Source organism: Synechococcus sp. RSCCF101 (genome assembly GCF_008807075.1).
In the GTDB taxonomy this organism is placed as follows: Bacteria; Cyanobacteriota; Cyanobacteriia; order PCC-6307; family Cyanobiaceae; genus RSCCF101.
Window position 1 is genome coordinate 2,432,196 of record NZ_CP035632.1, and the last position, 14,671, is coordinate 2,446,866.

13 protein-coding genes are annotated in these 14,671 nt (G+C 70.6%); 9 read left to right on the top strand and 4 right to left on the bottom strand.

Going from position 1 to position 14,671, the window contains the following annotated elements; all coding sequences use genetic code 11:
* Positions 1-16 precede the first annotated feature (16 nt).
* The 3 genes from gatB (at position 17) to EVJ50_RS11660 (ending at position 3,070) form a co-directional block, all read left to right on the top strand.
* Positions 17-1,525, top strand: coding sequence for an Asp-tRNA(Asn)/Glu-tRNA(Gln) amidotransferase subunit GatB (gene gatB / locus EVJ50_RS11650; RefSeq protein WP_150884139.1), 1,509 nt, complete (start codon positions 17-19; stop codon positions 1,523-1,525).
* Positions 1,522-2,397 carry a 2OG-Fe(II) oxygenase gene (locus EVJ50_RS11655; RefSeq protein ID WP_150884141.1) on the top strand — a complete coding sequence of 292 codons (876 nt, stop codon included), beginning with the start codon at positions 1,522-1,524 and terminating at the stop codon, positions 2,395-2,397. Before gatB ends, EVJ50_RS11655 begins: the two co-directional genes overlap by 4 nt.
* Positions 2,398-2,464: 67 nt before the next feature.
* Complete coding sequence (locus EVJ50_RS11660; protein WP_225322921.1) at positions 2,465-3,070, top strand: Crp/Fnr family transcriptional regulator; 606 nt, start codon at positions 2,465-2,467, stop codon at positions 3,068-3,070.
* 23 nt (positions 3,071-3,093) lie between these two features.
* On the opposite strand, the gene coaE is transcribed toward EVJ50_RS11660, so the two are convergent.
* Genes coaE through EVJ50_RS11675 form a run of 3 tightly spaced genes read right to left on the bottom strand, consistent with a single transcriptional unit; the run spans position 3,094 to position 5,577 of the window.
* Positions 3,094-3,753 carry a dephospho-CoA kinase gene (gene coaE / locus EVJ50_RS11665; protein WP_150884145.1) on the bottom strand — a complete coding sequence of 220 codons (660 nt, stop codon included), beginning with the start codon at positions 3,751-3,753 and terminating at the stop codon, positions 3,094-3,096.
* A gap of 1 nt (position 3,754) precedes the next feature.
* Positions 3,755-4,456 carry a zf-TFIIB domain-containing protein gene (locus EVJ50_RS11670; RefSeq protein ID WP_150884147.1) on the bottom strand — a complete coding sequence of 234 codons (702 nt, stop codon included), beginning with the start codon at positions 4,454-4,456 and terminating at the stop codon, positions 3,755-3,757.
* Entirely contained in the window at positions 4,453-5,577 is a 1,125-nt protein-coding gene (locus EVJ50_RS11675; RefSeq protein ID WP_150884149.1) for an SPFH domain-containing protein, read from the bottom strand. Before EVJ50_RS11675 ends, EVJ50_RS11670 begins: the two co-directional genes overlap by 4 nt.
* A 96-nt stretch (positions 5,578-5,673) precedes the next feature.
* Here EVJ50_RS11675 and argJ point away from each other — a divergent pair, with 96 nt between their 5' ends.
* From argJ to EVJ50_RS11700, 4 genes are all read left to right on the top strand, one after another.
* Positions 5,674-6,897 carry a bifunctional glutamate N-acetyltransferase/amino-acid acetyltransferase ArgJ gene (gene argJ / locus EVJ50_RS11680; protein ID WP_150884151.1) on the top strand — a complete coding sequence of 408 codons (1,224 nt, stop codon included), beginning with the start codon at positions 5,674-5,676 and terminating at the stop codon, positions 6,895-6,897.
* Between the two features lie 52 nt (positions 6,898-6,949).
* On the top strand, positions 6,950-7,555 hold the full coding sequence (locus EVJ50_RS11685) for a hypothetical protein (RefSeq protein ID WP_150884153.1): 606 nt from the start codon (positions 6,950-6,952) through the stop codon (positions 7,553-7,555).
* A gap of 218 nt (positions 7,556-7,773) precedes the next feature.
* Positions 7,774-8,136: a hypothetical protein gene (locus tag EVJ50_RS11695; RefSeq protein ID WP_150884155.1), complete on the top strand. Its 363-nt coding sequence runs from the start codon at positions 7,774-7,776 to the stop codon at positions 8,134-8,136.
* The gene (locus tag EVJ50_RS11700) at positions 8,136-9,803 is read left to right on the top strand and encodes an AarF/ABC1/UbiB kinase family protein (protein WP_191964767.1); all 1,668 of its coding nucleotides are present in this window, start codon (positions 8,136-8,138) and stop codon (positions 9,801-9,803) included. The genes EVJ50_RS11695 and EVJ50_RS11700 overlap by 1 nt, the downstream gene beginning before the upstream one ends.
* Before the next feature lie 17 nt (positions 9,804-9,820).
* Here EVJ50_RS11700 and eno read toward each other — a convergent pair whose 3' ends face one another.
* The gene (eno, locus tag EVJ50_RS11705) at positions 9,821-11,116 is read right to left on the bottom strand and encodes a phosphopyruvate hydratase (protein ID WP_150884157.1); all 1,296 of its coding nucleotides are present in this window, start codon (positions 11,114-11,116) and stop codon (positions 9,821-9,823) included.
* A 137-nt stretch (positions 11,117-11,253) separates the two neighbouring features.
* On the opposite strand from eno, the gene gloA reads away from it, so the two are divergent.
* Both gloA and EVJ50_RS11715 read left to right on the top strand, forming a co-directional pair.
* Positions 11,254-11,694 carry a lactoylglutathione lyase gene (gene gloA / locus EVJ50_RS11710; protein WP_150884159.1) on the top strand — a complete coding sequence of 147 codons (441 nt, stop codon included), beginning with the start codon at positions 11,254-11,256 and terminating at the stop codon, positions 11,692-11,694.
* Complete coding sequence (locus tag EVJ50_RS11715; protein ID WP_150884161.1) at positions 11,694-14,597, top strand: ATP-dependent Clp protease ATP-binding subunit; 2,904 nt, start codon at positions 11,694-11,696, stop codon at positions 14,595-14,597. The genes gloA and EVJ50_RS11715 overlap by 1 nt, the downstream gene beginning before the upstream one ends.
* Positions 14,598-14,671: the final 74 nt, after the last annotated feature.

The following is a 14,671-nucleotide window of genomic DNA, read 5'->3' on the forward strand; positions in this document are numbered from 1 at the left end:
TGGCTTGGGAGCAGTGATGGCGGGCGCGACCGCGAACGCGACTCAGACGTCCTCCGCAGCGGAGGCATGGGAGGCCGTGATCGGTCTGGAGACCCACGTGCAGCTCGGAACCGCCAGCAAGATCTTCACCTCGGCTTCCACAACCTTCGGGGACGACCCCAACACGCACATCGATCCGGTCGTCTGCGGCCTGCCGGGCACCCTGCCGGTGCTGAACCGGCGCGTGCTCGAGTATGCGGTCAAAGCGGCGATGGCGCTGAACCTGCACATCGCCGAGCACAGCAAGTTCGACCGCAAGCAGTACTTCTATCCCGATCTTCCGAAGAACTATCAGATCAGCCAGTACGACGAACCCATCGCCGAGAACGGCTGGATCGAGGTGGAGGTGGCCGAGAAGGGCAAGGAGACGTACTGCAAGCGCATCGGCATCGAACGCCTCCACATGGAGGAGGACGCCGGCAAGCTCGTTCACGCCGGCAGTGACCGGCTGGCCGGCAGCACCCACTCCCTGGTTGATTACAACCGCGCCGGTGTCGCCCTCGCCGAGATCGTGAGCCGGCCCGATCTGCGCACCGGCCGGGAGGCGGCCGAGTACGCCGCGGAGATCCGCCGGATCATGCGCTATCTGGGCGTGAGCGACGGCAACATGCAGGAGGGATCGCTGCGCTGTGATGTGAACATCTCCGTGCGCCGCGGACCGGATGCGCCCTTCGGAACGAAGGTGGAGATCAAGAACATGAACTCCTTCTCCGCCATCCAGAAGGCCTGCGAGCACGAGATCGCCCGTCAGATCAAGGCCCTCGAGGCCGGGGAGCCCATCCATCAGGAGACCCGTCTCTGGGATGAGGGCAAGCAGGTCACCCGCAGCATGCGCTCGAAGGAGGGATCGAGCGATTACCGCTATTTCCCGGAACCCGATCTCGGTCCCATCGAGGTGAGCGCCGACCAGCGGGAGACCTGGCGCTCCGAGCTGCCCGAACTGCCGGCGGCCAAGCGCCACCGCTACGCCGAGCAGCTGGGACTCTCGGCCTATGACGCGCGCGTGCTCACCGATGAGCGACCCATGGCCGCGTATTACGAAGCGGTGGTGGCCGCCGGTGCCGATGCCAAGGCCGGCGCCAACTGGCTGATGGGGGACATCGCCGCCCATGTCAATGCTGGGCGCCTCAGTTACGACGACCTGCCGCTGCGGCCCGAGCAGCTGGCGGAGATGGTGCAGCTGATCGAGGCCGGCACCATCAGCGGCAAGATCGCCAAGGAGATCCTGCCCGAGCTTCTGGAGAACGGCGGCTCGCCCAGGGCGATCGTGGAGGAGCGCGGTCTGGCGATGATCAGCGACCCGGCGGCGCTGCAGGCCATCGTGGATGAGTTGCTGGCGGCCCATCCGGCGGAAGTCGAGGCCTTCCGCGGCGGCAAGACCAAGCTCCAGGGCTTCTTCGTAGGGCAGCTGATGAAGAAGACCTCCGGCAAGGCCGACCCCAAGCTGGCCAACCAGATCCTCGGTAAGGCCCTCAAGGGGGGATGAGCGCCGGAGGGGTCATCCCCGATAACTGGCGCCGCTGGTTGACCCTCAACCGCGAGCGCGGCTGTGACCTGTCCGAACTCACTCAGCGCGCCCTCGCCGAGGGCTTCCCGGCTGACGCCATCCGAGCGGTTCTGGTGGGTGATCAGGCCCCTGAAGCCGTCGCCTCGCGGCCCGCTCCGGATGTCACCTCGCCGCCCATCTCGGATGCCGCCTCAGCCTTCTTCTGGCGTGCGATGGCGGCCGCTCCCCTCACCCGCCGCGACCACAAGCCCCGCGCCTGGCGTCTGGACACGGATCTGGCCCAGCTGTACGAACTGCCGGACCTGTTGACTGAGCACGACTGTCTTCACCTGATCGGTCTCATCGACCAGGCCGCGCGCCCCTCGACCGTCACCCAGGGACCTCCCGATTACCGCACCAGCAGCACCTGTGATCTGGCCTGTCACAGCGACCCCCTGCTGGGCGCTTTGGAAGCGCGTCTGGCCGCACTGATCGGCGTCGAACCCGATCGCTCCGAGCCGATGCAGGGCCAGCGTTACGAGCCGGGCCAGTACTTCAGGCCTCATACCGACTGGTTCGCCCCCAACACCGACGAGTACCGCGACCACGCCCGTCAGGGTGGGCAGCGCACCTGGACCGTGATGGTGTATCTCAACGGCGGCTGCAAGGGTGGGGCCACTGCCTTTCCCCGGCTGGGCCGACGCTTTCAGCCCCTGCCGGGCTTCGCCCTGGCCTGGAACAACCTGGATCCTGAGGGGAGGCCCAACCATCACACGCTCCATGAAGCGGAGCCCGTGCGGGAGGGGCGCAAGTATGTGATCACCAAGTGGTTTCGAGAACGGCGACCTCGTCATGCCCTCTCCCGCCGGTGATGCACGGCCACAGCCTGCCCCGCTGACTCTGTTCCCCGCTCTCGCCGAGGATGAACACCGTCGTCTGATGGCCAGGGCGCATGAGTCGTCCTTCCGACCCGGTCATCTGGTGGTGCAGCAGGAGGACTGGGGCGAGAGCGTCATGCTGCTCTCCTCGGGGCTGGCCAAGGTGAGCTGCACGTCTCTGGAGGGAGAGGAGATCATCCTGTCCGTGCTGGGAGTGGGAGATCTGGTCGGTGACATGGCCCTTCTCGACGGCAAACCCCGCTCAGCGGACGTGGTGGCGCTCACGGCACTCAGCCTCTGGAAGATCCCGGGACCGGACTTCCGGGCTGTTCTTGATGTCAGCCCCCGCCTGGCGCTCGCCATGGCCCAGCTTCAGTCTCAGCGGCTGAGAGATCTCAACCGCCGCTTCTCGGTTCAGCGCAGCGATGCCACCACCCGCGTGCTCGATGCCCTGCTCTATCTCGCCCTGAAGGCATCGGACGGTCAGGACCCCCTGGCGCTGATCCCTGCCGTTCCCCAGCGTGATATCGCTGCGCTGGCCGGTCTGTCGCGGGAAACCTCATCCCGCACCATGAGCAAGCTTCGTTCCCGCGGCAGCGTGATGGAGGAGAGCGGCGGACTTCGCCTCACCTCCAGGGAGCCTCTTGAACGACGAGCCCTTCTCTGAGGGTCCGAGGACCCACCGATCCATCAACGACGGTCCATCGGGCTTCGCAGCAGCGCCCGACTCACGGCCGCTTCCAGCTGCTCTGGTGATCCCTCATTGCACAGGAGCACATCCGCCATTGAACGCTTGCGCTCCAGGGGCCATTGGGCCTCCACGCGGCGCCGTGCTTCTTCAGCCGGCAGGCCATCTCGTGTGATCAGCCGCTCCAGCTGAACGGCTGCGCTGCACTGCACGAGCCACACCTCACTGCAGAGAGTCTCGAGTCCCGCTTCGAACAACAGCGGCACCATCAACACCACTGAGCTCTCGGAGGAATGATCCCTGAGGCCTGCCTCGAGCCGAGCGCGCACCTGCGGATGGACCAGCGTCTCGAGCCAGCGTCGTTCGTGCGGCTCGGCGAACACGATGCGTCCGAGGGCAGCACGATCGATCCCGACGGCAGAGGATCCCTCCCTGGTCGCCTGCACACGGTCTCCGTAGCGCGCGAGGACCGCGCGGCAGGCAGAGCTTCCGTCAGCCAGGACATGCCTGGCTTCCAGATCGGCATCCAGCACGGTCAGGCCATGCCGTCTGGCGAGAAGGATCGCCACGCTGCTCTTGCCCGTGGCGATCCCTCCGGTGAGACCGATGCGCCGCTGCCGGCCACTCCATCGCGGGCCGGCTCTCTCCCGCGGAGCGCTCACCTCAGGACCCCAGCCAGCGCCCCAGTCCCCGGAGGATCAGATCGCCCAGATCGTCCTCCAGGGGCGAGCCGCCCGGGCGGGCCGGCCAGCGCTCTCGCTCCGGGAGCGCGGCGGCGGCAGCGGCCACCTCACGGCGCTCCTGCCGCTGCTGCTGTTTCCGTTGCTCCTCGCGGCGCTCCCGTCGCTCGGCGTCGAGCGTGGCGCCGCCGGCGCGCTGCCATTCCATCAGCTGCCGGAGTTCGCCGGCATCCAGCCACACACCGTGATCCCTGCAGGTGTCGGTGATCACGCCGCTGCGGGAGCCGTGCAGACGGCGGTGCATCAGGGTGCCGCACACGGGGCAGGGCCGGTAGCGCATCACCGGGGTGCGCTCCTGTCTGGGCTCCTGCAGCAGGGCCTCCAGCAGCCGGTGGTTCACCTCCGAGCTCTTGAGCACCGCATCCCGCAACACCCTGTCCAGCGCGGAGCGGGTCAGGAACAGCCCCAGACAGCTCGGACAGCGGTCCACGGCCGGCGCATCGGTGTCGTCTCCGAGGCGAAGACGCTGCAGAGGCTCGTCGCAGTCCGGGCAGCGGAGCTCAGCCCCGTCGCTCTCGACCCGGGTGGTGCGCAGGCCCCGCAGATCGAGATCCTGGCGGTGGCCGCAGTAAGCGCACACGACGCTGCCGCTGGCCAGCGGTGCCGCGCAGCAGGGGCAGTTCATGGGTCGCCGTCAGGGGGCGGAGCCCCGGGCGCCGGGGGGATGGGGGGCGGACCGGGCGGCGGTGGCGGTGGCGGTGGCGGTGCAAACAGGCCGGCGAGGTCCGGCACGGCGGAGGCCGGAGTCCAGCCCGTCAGGCCGGCCCGCCAGACCAGGGTGCCCGTCGTCAGGCCTCCGTCGCGGCAGCGCTGCTGCAGAGCGGACAGGGGCATGGGCCCCTCCGACTCCTGGCCCACCAGCACATGGAACAGAGGCTCCGAGGCCGCCGGCGCCGGCGGGGGCTGCTGCGGCTGCGTCCCCATGGCCATCCCCATGGCCAGGCCGAGCCCCGAGCCGGCTGCGCCGCCGGGATTGGCCGCCGCCTTCTCCAGTGCGATGCCCTGCTGATAGGCCTGAAACTGCCCCAGGTCACCGCTGAGACGCACGCTGCTGCGCCTGTCGAGCGCCGCCTCCACGTCCGGCGGCAGCGTGAGGTTCTCGATCAGGAGGGAAGCCAGTTCCAACCCGTAGCCGCGCACCTCGGCCTCCAGCCGCGACTGGAGCGCGGCGGCCAGTTCGTCGTAGCGGCGGCTCAGATCGAGCACCGGCGTCTCGCATTCCCCCAGCAGGTCGGCCAGCCGTGTCGCGATCAGATTGCGCAGCTGGTCACCGATGTCCTCCACGCTGAAGCTGGTGTCCGTGCCGGTGATCACCTCGATCAGCCGCTTCGGGTCGACCACCTGCAGCACGTAGGTGCCGAAGCCCCTCAGCCGCACCGGACCCAGCTCCGGATCGCGCAGGATCAGCGGGTGGCGCGTGCCCCAGCGGCGGTTGGTGAACTGGCGTGTCGCCACGAACAGCACCTCGGCCAGGAACGGGGTCTCGAAGCCGTAGGGCAGCGAGAGCAACGTCGTGAGCAGGGGCATGTTGCGGGTGTCCAGCCGGTAGCGACCGGGCCCGAAGCTGTCGGCGATGCGGCCCTCGTTCACGAACACCGCCCATTGCCCGGGGCGCACGGTCAGCTGGCTGCCGAGCTTCAGGGAGCGGCTGCGGCTGGGAAACCGCCAGACCAGGGTCTCCTCGCCCGGATCGCTCCACTCGATGACATCGACGAACTCCGCCTTGATCCCCTGCCAGAGCCCCATGGCCGCCGTGTCGCACCCACGACTCCACGCTATGGGCGGGGCTGTGGTCCGTCAGCCCCGGATCGACCAGCATGAGCGCAGAGCAAGCCGGCGCCGGTGACGCAATGGACCTCCGTTCCCGGCGGGGTGACAGCCCCGGAGGGATTCCTGGCCGCGGGCCTGGCCGCCGGTCTCAAGCCCTCGGGTCAGCCCGATCTGGCCCTGCTCTGGGCCAGCGGCCCCGCCAGCGCGGCCGGGGCCTTCACCACCAACCGGATGCGGGCGGCCTGCGTGGACCTCTGCCGGCAGCGGCTGGCCGCTGGGCGGCCCAGGGGCGTGGTGATCAACGCCGGCCAGGCCAACGCCTGCACCGGCGATCGGGGCTGGCGTGACAGCGAGGCGATCACCGCCGCCGTGGCCGACCGGCTGGGGGTGCCGGCCGAGGAGCTGCTGATCTGCTCCACAGGAGTGATCGGGCAGCCGATCGCCCTGGATCCCCTTCTGAAGGCGGTGCCGGATCTGGTGCAGCAGCTGGACAGCGGCGGCGGCGCCGCCGCGGCGCGGGCGATTCTCACCACCGACCTGGTGGACAAGCAGATCGCTCTTGAGGCCAACCTCTCCGGTCGGAGAGTCCGCCTGGGGGGCATGGCCAAGGGCTCGGGAATGATCCACCCCGACATGGCCACCATGCTGGCCTTCGTGACCTGCGATGCCGGCGTTGAGCCCGCCCTCTGGCAGGCGATGGTGGCGCGCGCCGTGGCCGGCTCGTTCAACGCCATCACCGTGGATGGCGACACCAGCACCAACGACACCCTGCTGGCCTTCGCCGCCGGCGAACCCCTGCCCGAGGCGGACCTGGGCGCCCTGGAGGCCGGTCTGACGCTGGTCTGTCAGCACCTGGCCCGGGCCATCGCCCGCGACGGTGAGGGCGCCACCTGCCTGATCGAGGTGCTCGTGCGGGGCGCCGCCGGCGCTCCTGCCGCGGCCCGGATCGCCCGCACCATCGCCGGCTCCTCCCTGGTGAAGACCGCGATCCATGGCCGGGATCCCAACTGGGGCCGGATCGTGGCCGCGGCCGGTCGCGCCGGTGAGGCCTTCGACCCGGGCGCCGTCGCGCTGTGGCTGGGGCCCCATCAGCTCATGGCCGGCGGGGTGCCGCTGGCCTTCGATCGCGCGGCGGCCTCCGGCTACCTGCGCGAGCAGGCCGAGACCGGCACCTACCTGCTCTCCGACACGGTGCGCATCGGCCTCGACGTGGGGGACGGGCCCGGAGAGGCGCTGGCCTGGGGCTGCGATCTCTCGGCCGAGTACGTGCGCATCAACGCCGACTACACGACCTGACGCGGCCCGCCGGCGGCTGGCAGGATGGCGCCCACTCACCGCGCGATTCCCCATGGGCGACGCCACGGCGCCCCCGCGACGCCAGGGCGAATCGCTCTGGCTCCCCCTGCTCGTGGGCTTCTCCCTGGCGATGGGCTACGGGCTGGTGGCGCGGGTGCTGCAGCGCACCACCGCCTCACCCCGGCTCGGGGTGGCCTTTCCGGAACGGGAGATCCCCGGTACCTCCCTCGATGCCCTGCGCATGCAGCACGCCTCCGGCGATTCACCGCTGGCGGCCGATCTCGGTGCGCTGAGCCTGGAGCGACTCCAGGACGAGGAGAAACAGCGGGCCGAGCAGGATCAGCAGGAGGCTGAGGAGGCCCGCCGACAAGTGGCGGAGGCCCCCCTCCCGAACCCGCGCCAGCCCCGGCCGCACCGGCGCCGGTGGAGCTCCCGCCCGCCGAGGAGCTGCCTCCGGAGGAGCCCCTGCCCGACTGGGATGGAGAACCGGAACCCTGGACTCCGCCGGCGGATGAGTGGGCTCCGGGCGACCCGGTCGAGCCCTGGCGGCCAGGCGATGCGGAGCCCGCTCCCGACGCTGCGCCTCCGGCCGACACGGCTCCCCCCGCCGAGTCCGGTGTTCAGGAGGAGCCCGCGCCGGCATCTCCGGCACCGGTGACGCCGCCTCTGCCGGATGCCCAGCCCTTCCCGGCGGATCCGACACCCCCACCTGCACCGCCACCGGCGCCCGCGCCCCCTCCCGCTCCTGTCGCCGCGCCGCCGCCGCTCGCTCCTCCCCCGCCGGCCCCCGCCCCGGTGGATGCGGGGACTCCCTGACGCCTTCGGCTGCCGCTTCGGGGGCCGGATCTGGCACAGTTCTGCTGCAGATGGGACCCGATGAGCACACCGGAAACCCTGGTTCAGGCCACCCTCAACCGGCTTCTGGCCCGTGTGGGCAGCGGAGTCGCCGATGCGGCCGCCGCCGTGGCCGTGATCGCTCAGGACGCGCCCGAGCGTCTGCGGCAGGAGTGGGATCTCTTCCGCGAGGAGGTGCAGCTGGAGGCCGAGCGGCTGGAGGCGGAGGCGACAGCACCAGCCCCGGCGGCCGATCAGACCCCTTCGGATCCGGCCGGCTCCGGGGGCTCGGCTCCGGCTCAGGCCGACCCGGTGGCTGAGGACGGGCGCTCCGCCCAGCAGCGCATCGACGCCCTCCGCTCCCGCGTCTCCGATCTGTCCGCCCGTCTGGAGGATCCGGCCTAATGCCGCTCTCGCGTCTGGGAGGCCTGCGGCGTTCTCTGCGGATCTGGCGCTCCGTTCTGATCCTCTTCGTTGTGCTCTGGTGGGACGGTCGCCCCTGGACCTATCCCGGCGGCATCACCGAGGAGCGTCGTCTGCGCCGTCAGCAGCGCCGGGCCCGCTGGCTCACCGATGAGCTGCTCAGCCTGGGCTCGGCCTTCATCAAGCTCGGTCAGCTGCTCTCGGCCCGACCGGATGTGCTTCCCGCCGCCTGGGTCGGCGAGCTGTCCCAGCTGCAGGACAAGGTGCCCGCCTTCCCCTTCGCCCAGGCGCAGTCGGTGCTGGAGGAGGAGCTGGGGGAGCGCTGCGCCGAGATCATCGACCTCGACGTGAAGCCCCTCGGGGCGGCCAGCCTGGCCCAGGTGCACCGGGCCAGCCTCCGCAGCGGCCGTCAGGTGGTGCTCAAGATCCAGCGACCGGGTCTGCAACGCCTGTTCCGGCTCGATCTGGAGGTGATGCAGCAGGTGGCGGCGGTGCTGCAGCGCCATCCCCGCTGGGGCGAGGGACGCGACTGGGTGGCCATCGCCCAGGAGTGCCGCAGGGTGCTGCTGCGGGAGCTCGACTTCCGGCTCGAGGCCGAGCACGCCGCCCGGTTCCGGCAGCAGTTCCTTGACGACGCCAGGGTCCGGGTCCCGGCCGTGGTCTGGGAGCTGAGCACCCGCAGGGTCCTCTGCCTCGACTTCGTGCCCGGCATCAAGATCACCGACCGAGAGGCCCTGCTCCAGGCGGGGGTGACGCCCTCGGAGGTGGCGGAGATTGGTGCGGCCAGCTACCTCAAGCAGCTGGTGCGGTTCGGCTTCTTCCATGCCGATCCCCACCCCGGAAACCTGGCAGTGGCCGGGGATGGAGCCCTCATCTATTACGACTTCGGGATGATGGGCCAGCTCTCGGAGCGCCTCAGGCAGCGTCTCGGCTCGATGGTGCGGGCCGCCGCCTCCCGCGATGCGGCGGCACTGGTGAGTGAGATGCAGGCGGCCGGCGTCATCGCCCAGGGGGTTGACCCGGGGCCGGTGCGGCGGCTGGTGCGGGTGATGCTCACCGAGGCCCTCACCCCGCCCTTCTCGGCCAATGTGATCGACAAGCTCTCCGGTGACCTCTACGAGCTGGTCTACGGCCAGCCGTTCCGGCTGCCGGTGGAGCTGATCTTCGTGATGCGGGCGCTCTCCACCTTCGAAGGGGTGGGGCGCAGCCTCGATCCGGCCTTTAGCCTCGTCGCCATCGCCCGCCCCTACCTGCTGCCCCTGATGACCGCCAGCGGCAACGGCCCCAACGACCTGCTCACCGCCCTGGGGCGCCAGGCCGGAGCCCTGAGCACCCAGGCCCTCAACCTGCCCCGCCGCCTGGACGACAACCTGGCCCGGATCGAGCAGGGCGATCTCCAGATCCAGATCCGCGCCGGCGAGACGGACCGCCAGCTGAGGCGGATGGTGACCGCCCAGCACTCCATCGGCCAGTCCGTGCTGCTCGGTTGCCTCGTGCTGGCGGCGGCCCTGCTCGGTGCCAGCCCCCGTCCCCTGTTCGCCATCGCGCCCCTGCTGGCCGCCGTGCCGGTGGGGACCGGCTGGCTGAAGCTGCAGGGGCGGCTGCGCCGCGATGGCCGGCTGGAGCAGCTCCCCGGCAACCGCGGCTGATCGGACCCTCGGAGGGGTCAGCCCCGACCCCGCGGTCCGCGGCCGGCCGCGCCGGCATAGACCGCCTGGCTGCCGAGCTCATCCTCGATCCGAAGCAGCTGGTTGTATTTGGCCACGCGCTCGCTGCGGCTCAGCGATCCCGTCTTGATCTGACCGGCCCGGGTGGCGACGGCCAGATCGGCGATGGTGGTGTCCTCGGTCTCGCCGCTGCGGTGGCTGATCACGCTGGTGTAGCCGGCCCGACCGGCCAGATCGATCGCCTGCAGGGTTTCGCTGAGGGAGCCGATCTGGTTCACCTTGATCAGGATCGAGTTGGCCACACCCATGTCGATGCCCTGCTGCAGGCGTCGGCTGTTGGTGACGAACAGGTCATCGCCCACCAGCTGAATGCGGTCGCCCAGCCGCTCGCTCAGCAGCTTCCAGCCCTCCCAGTCGTCCTCGGCCAGGCCATCCTCGATCGAGACGATCGGGAAGCGCTCCACCAGGGCCGCCAGCTGGTCCACCATGCCGGCGCTGTCGTAGCTGCCGCCGCCGAAGGCGTAGCGCCCGTCGCGGAAGAACTCGGAGCTGGCCACGTCGAGTGCCAGGGCGATCTGCTCGCCCGGCCGGTAGCCGGCCGCCTCGATCGCCTGGATCAGCAGCTCTCCGGCCGCGTCGTTCCCGGCCAGATCCGGAGCGAAGCCGCCCTCATCCCCCACAGCGGTGGACAGGCCCTGCTTGCTGAGCAGCGACTTGAGGGAGTGGAACACCTCCGCGCCCATGCGCAGGGCCTCGCGGAAGCTGTCCGCACCCTGCGGCACCAGCATGAACTCCTGGAAGTCGAGATTGTTGGCGGCATGGGCCCCACCGTTGATCACGTTCATCAGGGGCACCGGCAGCAGAGTCGCCATCGGTCCGCCCAGGTAGCGGTAGAGCGGCAGCCCCACCCCCGCAGCCGCGGCCCGCGCCGTCGCCAGACTCACGGAGAGGATGGCGTTGGCGCCCAGGCTCGATTTGTTGTCGCTTCCATCGAGCTCGAGCATGGCGGCATCCACCGCTCCCTGATCGAGGGCGCTGAGCCCGCAGAGGGCCGGCGCGATCTTCTCCTCCACGTTGGTGACCGCCGTGGCCACGCCCTTGCCGAAGTAGCGGCTGCCGCCATCGCGCAGTTCGTGGGCCTCGTGGGCGCCCGTGCTCGCGCCGCTGGGCACGATCGCCCGACCGATGGCGCCGCCCTCGAGCAGCACCTCGGCCTCCACGGTGGGGGTGCCCCGGGAGTCGAGCACCTCGCGGGCCACCACCGTGTCGATCACGAGGTCGAGGGAGTCGATCACGCCTGCTGTTGCGTCGGTTCGGCAGATCCTATGGGCGCCCCTCACGCGCATCGGCATGCCAGTGGTGGCCGCCTGACAGGCGGTGGCCGCCGACTCTCAGAATGACCTGACCGCTGCACCGAACGGAGGCGACCGCCATGCGCATGCTCCACACCATGCTGCGGGTGGGCGATCTCGACCGATCGCTCGCCTTCTACACCGACGTGCTGGGCATGCGCCTGCTGCGGCGCAAGGATTATCCGGGCGGTCGCTTCACCCTCGCCTTCGTCGGCTACGGGGATGAGGCGAGCCACACGGTGCTCGAGCTCACCCACAACTGGGACACCGACAGCTATGAGCTTGGATCGGGCTACGGCCACATCGCCCTCGGCGTGGCGGACATCCACGCCACCTGCCGTGCGATTGCCGGCAAGGGCGGCCGGGTGGTGCGTGAACCGGGCCCGATGAAGCACGGCAGCACGGTCATCGCCTTTGTTGAGGATCCCGATGGCTACCGGATCGAGCTCATCGATCTGGCGTCCAAGGCCCCGGTCCCGCAGCAGGAGCAGGCCCTCCAGACCGGGGGAGCGGTGTCCTGATGGTGCTCGCTGAGGACGCCCGCGACAGCGGGCTGGGCACCAGCCTCACGGCGGAACCGGAGCGCTTCAGCGAGGCGGCCTGGGACCTGGTGCTGGCCAGCCAGGACGTGGCCCGCCGCTGGCGGCATGGCCAGATGGATGTGGAGCATCTGCTGCAGGCGCTGTTCACCGACCCCCGCTACGAGGGCTGGGTGCTGGATCTGCCCCTGCAGGCCGACCCCCTCCTCGATCGCCTGGAGGATTTCTGCGCCGATCAGCCATCGGGCCGCGGCGAGGCGCTGTACATCGGTGAAGCGCTCGAGCTGCTGCTGGAGGACGCGGACCGCTGCCGGGCGGGCTGGGGCTCCCGTCTGATCGACGTGCCCCACCTGATGCTGGCGCTGCTGGAGGAGCCCAGGATCGGGGCCGCTCTGCTGACGGAGGCCGGCCTCAGCGAGGAGGCCCTGTTGCGCCAGCTGCGTCGCACCGGTCCCCGGGTTCCCGTGCAGCGGGAGGTTGAGCGCCCCGAGCAGGTCCCGTCCCCGCCTGAACCCTCCCAGTCCGAGCCCTCCCCGGTCGGCGTGCGGCGGCCCCCCACCCGTCCCGCGGGTCCACGATCCCGGCCGGACGCGGCGGGAGCCCCCATGGCGGCGGCACCGCCGGACGACTGGATCGACGGGCGTGGCCGGCCGGCCCGCGCGTCGGTGGGAGAGGCGCCGCCGTCCGGAGCAGCGGACCCCTCCGAGCCGTCCGGGGAGGACGACCGGCTGCAGCCCGAACCCAGTGCCCTCGATCGCTTCGGCAGGGACCTGACCGACGCGGCCCGGCAAGGACAGCTCGACCCCGTGATCGGACGGGACGCCGAGATCCGGCGTCTGATCCAGGTGCTTTCCCGCCGCGGCAAGAACAACCCGGTGCTGATCGGCGATCCCGGTGTCGGCAAGACCGCCGTGGCGGAGCTGCTGGCTCAGCGCATCGTGGCCGGTGAGGTGCCGGAATCGCTGCAGGGGCTGCGCCTGGTGGCGCTCGATCTCGGTGCCCTCATCGCCGGGGCCAAGTTCCGGGGGCAGTTCGAGGAGCGCCTGCGGGCGGTGCTGGCCGAGGTGAGCGATCCCGATGCGGGAGTGGTGCTGTTCATCGATGAGCTGCACACCGTGGTCCGCAGCGACCGCAGCAGCGCCGATGCCGGCAGCCTGCTCAAGCCTGCCCTGGCCCGCGGCGAGCTGCGCTGCATCGCCGCCACCACCAGCGAGGAGTACGGCCGCACGGTGGAGAAGGATCCGGCCCTCAGCCGCCGCTTCCAGCAGGTGCTGATCCGTGAGCCCTCCCCTGCGGTGAGCCACGAGATCCTGCGCGGTGTCCGGGAGCGGTACGAGCTGCACCACGGCCTCACCATCTCCGATGCGGCCCTGGCGGCCGCCACCCGTCTCGCCGACCGGTACATCAGCGATCGCTGCCTGCCCGACAAGGCGATCGACCTGGTCGATGAGGCGGCGGCCCAGCTCAAGATGGATGTGACCTCCAAGCCCAGAGTGGTGGAGGAGGCCGAGGCGGCGCTCCGTCAGGCCGATCTCGATCGGATCGCGGCCGAGGACGGTCCCGAGGACCAGCGCCTGCGGCAGCAGGAGCAGCACCGGGCCGCCCAGGAGGCCCTCGACCGTCTCATCGATCGCTGGGAGGCGGAGCGCGATCAGCTCGCCGACCTGCGGGCCCTGCAGCATGAGGAGGAGGACCTGCGGCATGCCATCGCCGAGGCCGACCGGGCCGGGGATCACGAGGAGGCCGCCCGACTCCAGATCGACCGGCTGCAGGACGTGCAGGACCGTCGCCGCGATCTCGAGGCCCGCCTTGCCGAGGCCCAGAGGCGGGGCGAGGCCCTGCTGCGCGATCAGGTGGAGGAGGGGGACATCGCCGATGTGGTGGCCCGCTGGACCGGAATCCCCGTCCAGCGACTGATGGCGGGAGAACGTCAGAAGCTGCTCCATCTGGACGAGCGGCTGGGCGAGCGTGTCATCGGGCAGCCCGAGGCGGTGGCGGCCGTGGCGGCAGCCATCCGCCGCGCCAGGGCCGGCATGAAGGATCCCCGCCGTCCGGTGGGGTCCTTTCTCTTCCTCGGCCCCACCGGCGTCGGCAAGACCGAGCTGGCCAAGGCCCTGGCCGATGCCCTCTTCGACGAGGAGGAGGCCCTGGTGCGGCTCGACATGAGCGAATTCATGGAGCGCAACGCCGTGGCCCGGCTGCTGGGGGCTCCCCCCGGCTACGTGGGCTACGAGGAGGGGGGGCAGCTCACCGAGGCAGTGCGTCGCCGGCCCTACGCCGTGCTGCTGCTCGATGAGGTGGAGAAGGCCCACCCGGATGTGTTCAACGTGCTGCTGCAGCTGCTCGACGACGGTCGCCTCACCGACTCCCAGGGACGCACCGTGGATTGCCGCAACACCGTGGTGGTGATGACCAGCAACCTGGCCAGCCGCGCGATTCTCGAGCGGGCCCGGCAGCCGGGGGGAGCGGAGCAGGACGCGGCTCTCGAGGCAGCGGTGGATCAGGCCCTCGCCTCCCACTTCCGCCCCGAATTCCTCAACCGCATTGATGAGGTGATCCGCTTCCGGCCCCTCCAGCCGCAGGATCTGGAGCGGATCGTGCGGCTGCAGCTCGCCGATCTCGATCGCCTGCTGCAGGAGCAGGGCCTCAGGCTGGAGGTGGTGGATCCCGTCGTCACAGCCCTGGCCGAGGAGGCCTACGAGCCCGAGTACGGCGCCCGCCCGTTGCGCCGCCTGCTGCGGCGTCGCCTGGAGAACCCCCTCGCCACCGCCCTGCTGGAGGACACCTTCCACGGTGCGGTGGCCGTTCGGGTGGAACCCGGTGAGGACACCCGGTCGCTGGAGACCCTCCGCTTCCTCCCAGTGGCCGCCCCGGGGACGTCCTAGGCGTCAGTTACGATCAGCGTTTGCCCGGACGCGCCAGTGGGATTCTCCGGGTCCGCCGGAGCATTCCCCAGGTC

Bases quoted from the DNA above. Each gene is read 5' to 3' on its own strand.
- gatB (WP_150884139.1), top strand. From the start codon at position 17: ATGGCGGGCGCGACCGCGAACGCGACTCAGACGTCCTCCGCAGCGGAG.
- EVJ50_RS11655 (WP_150884141.1), top strand. From the start codon at position 1,522: ATGAGCGCCGGAGGGGTCATCCCCGATAACTGGCGCCGCTGGTTGACC.
- EVJ50_RS11660 (WP_225322921.1), top strand. From the start codon at position 2,465: ATGGCCAGGGCGCATGAGTCGTCCTTCCGACCCGGTCATCTGGTGGTG.
- EVJ50_RS11670 (WP_150884147.1), bottom strand. From the start codon at position 4,456: ATGAACTGCCCCTGCTGCGCGGCACCGCTGGCCAGCGGCAGCGTCGTG.
- EVJ50_RS11675 (WP_150884149.1), bottom strand. From the start codon at position 5,577: ATGGGGCTCTGGCAGGGGATCAAGGCGGAGTTCGTCGATGTCATCGAG.
- EVJ50_RS11685 (WP_150884153.1), top strand. From the start codon at position 6,950: ATGGGCGACGCCACGGCGCCCCCGCGACGCCAGGGCGAATCGCTCTGG.
- EVJ50_RS11695 (WP_150884155.1), top strand. From the start codon at position 7,774: ATGAGCACACCGGAAACCCTGGTTCAGGCCACCCTCAACCGGCTTCTG.
- EVJ50_RS11700 (WP_191964767.1), top strand. From the start codon at position 8,136: ATGCCGCTCTCGCGTCTGGGAGGCCTGCGGCGTTCTCTGCGGATCTGG.
- gloA (WP_150884159.1), top strand. From the start codon at position 11,254: ATGCGCATGCTCCACACCATGCTGCGGGTGGGCGATCTCGACCGATCG.
- EVJ50_RS11715 (WP_150884161.1), top strand. From the start codon at position 11,694: ATGGTGCTCGCTGAGGACGCCCGCGACAGCGGGCTGGGCACCAGCCTC.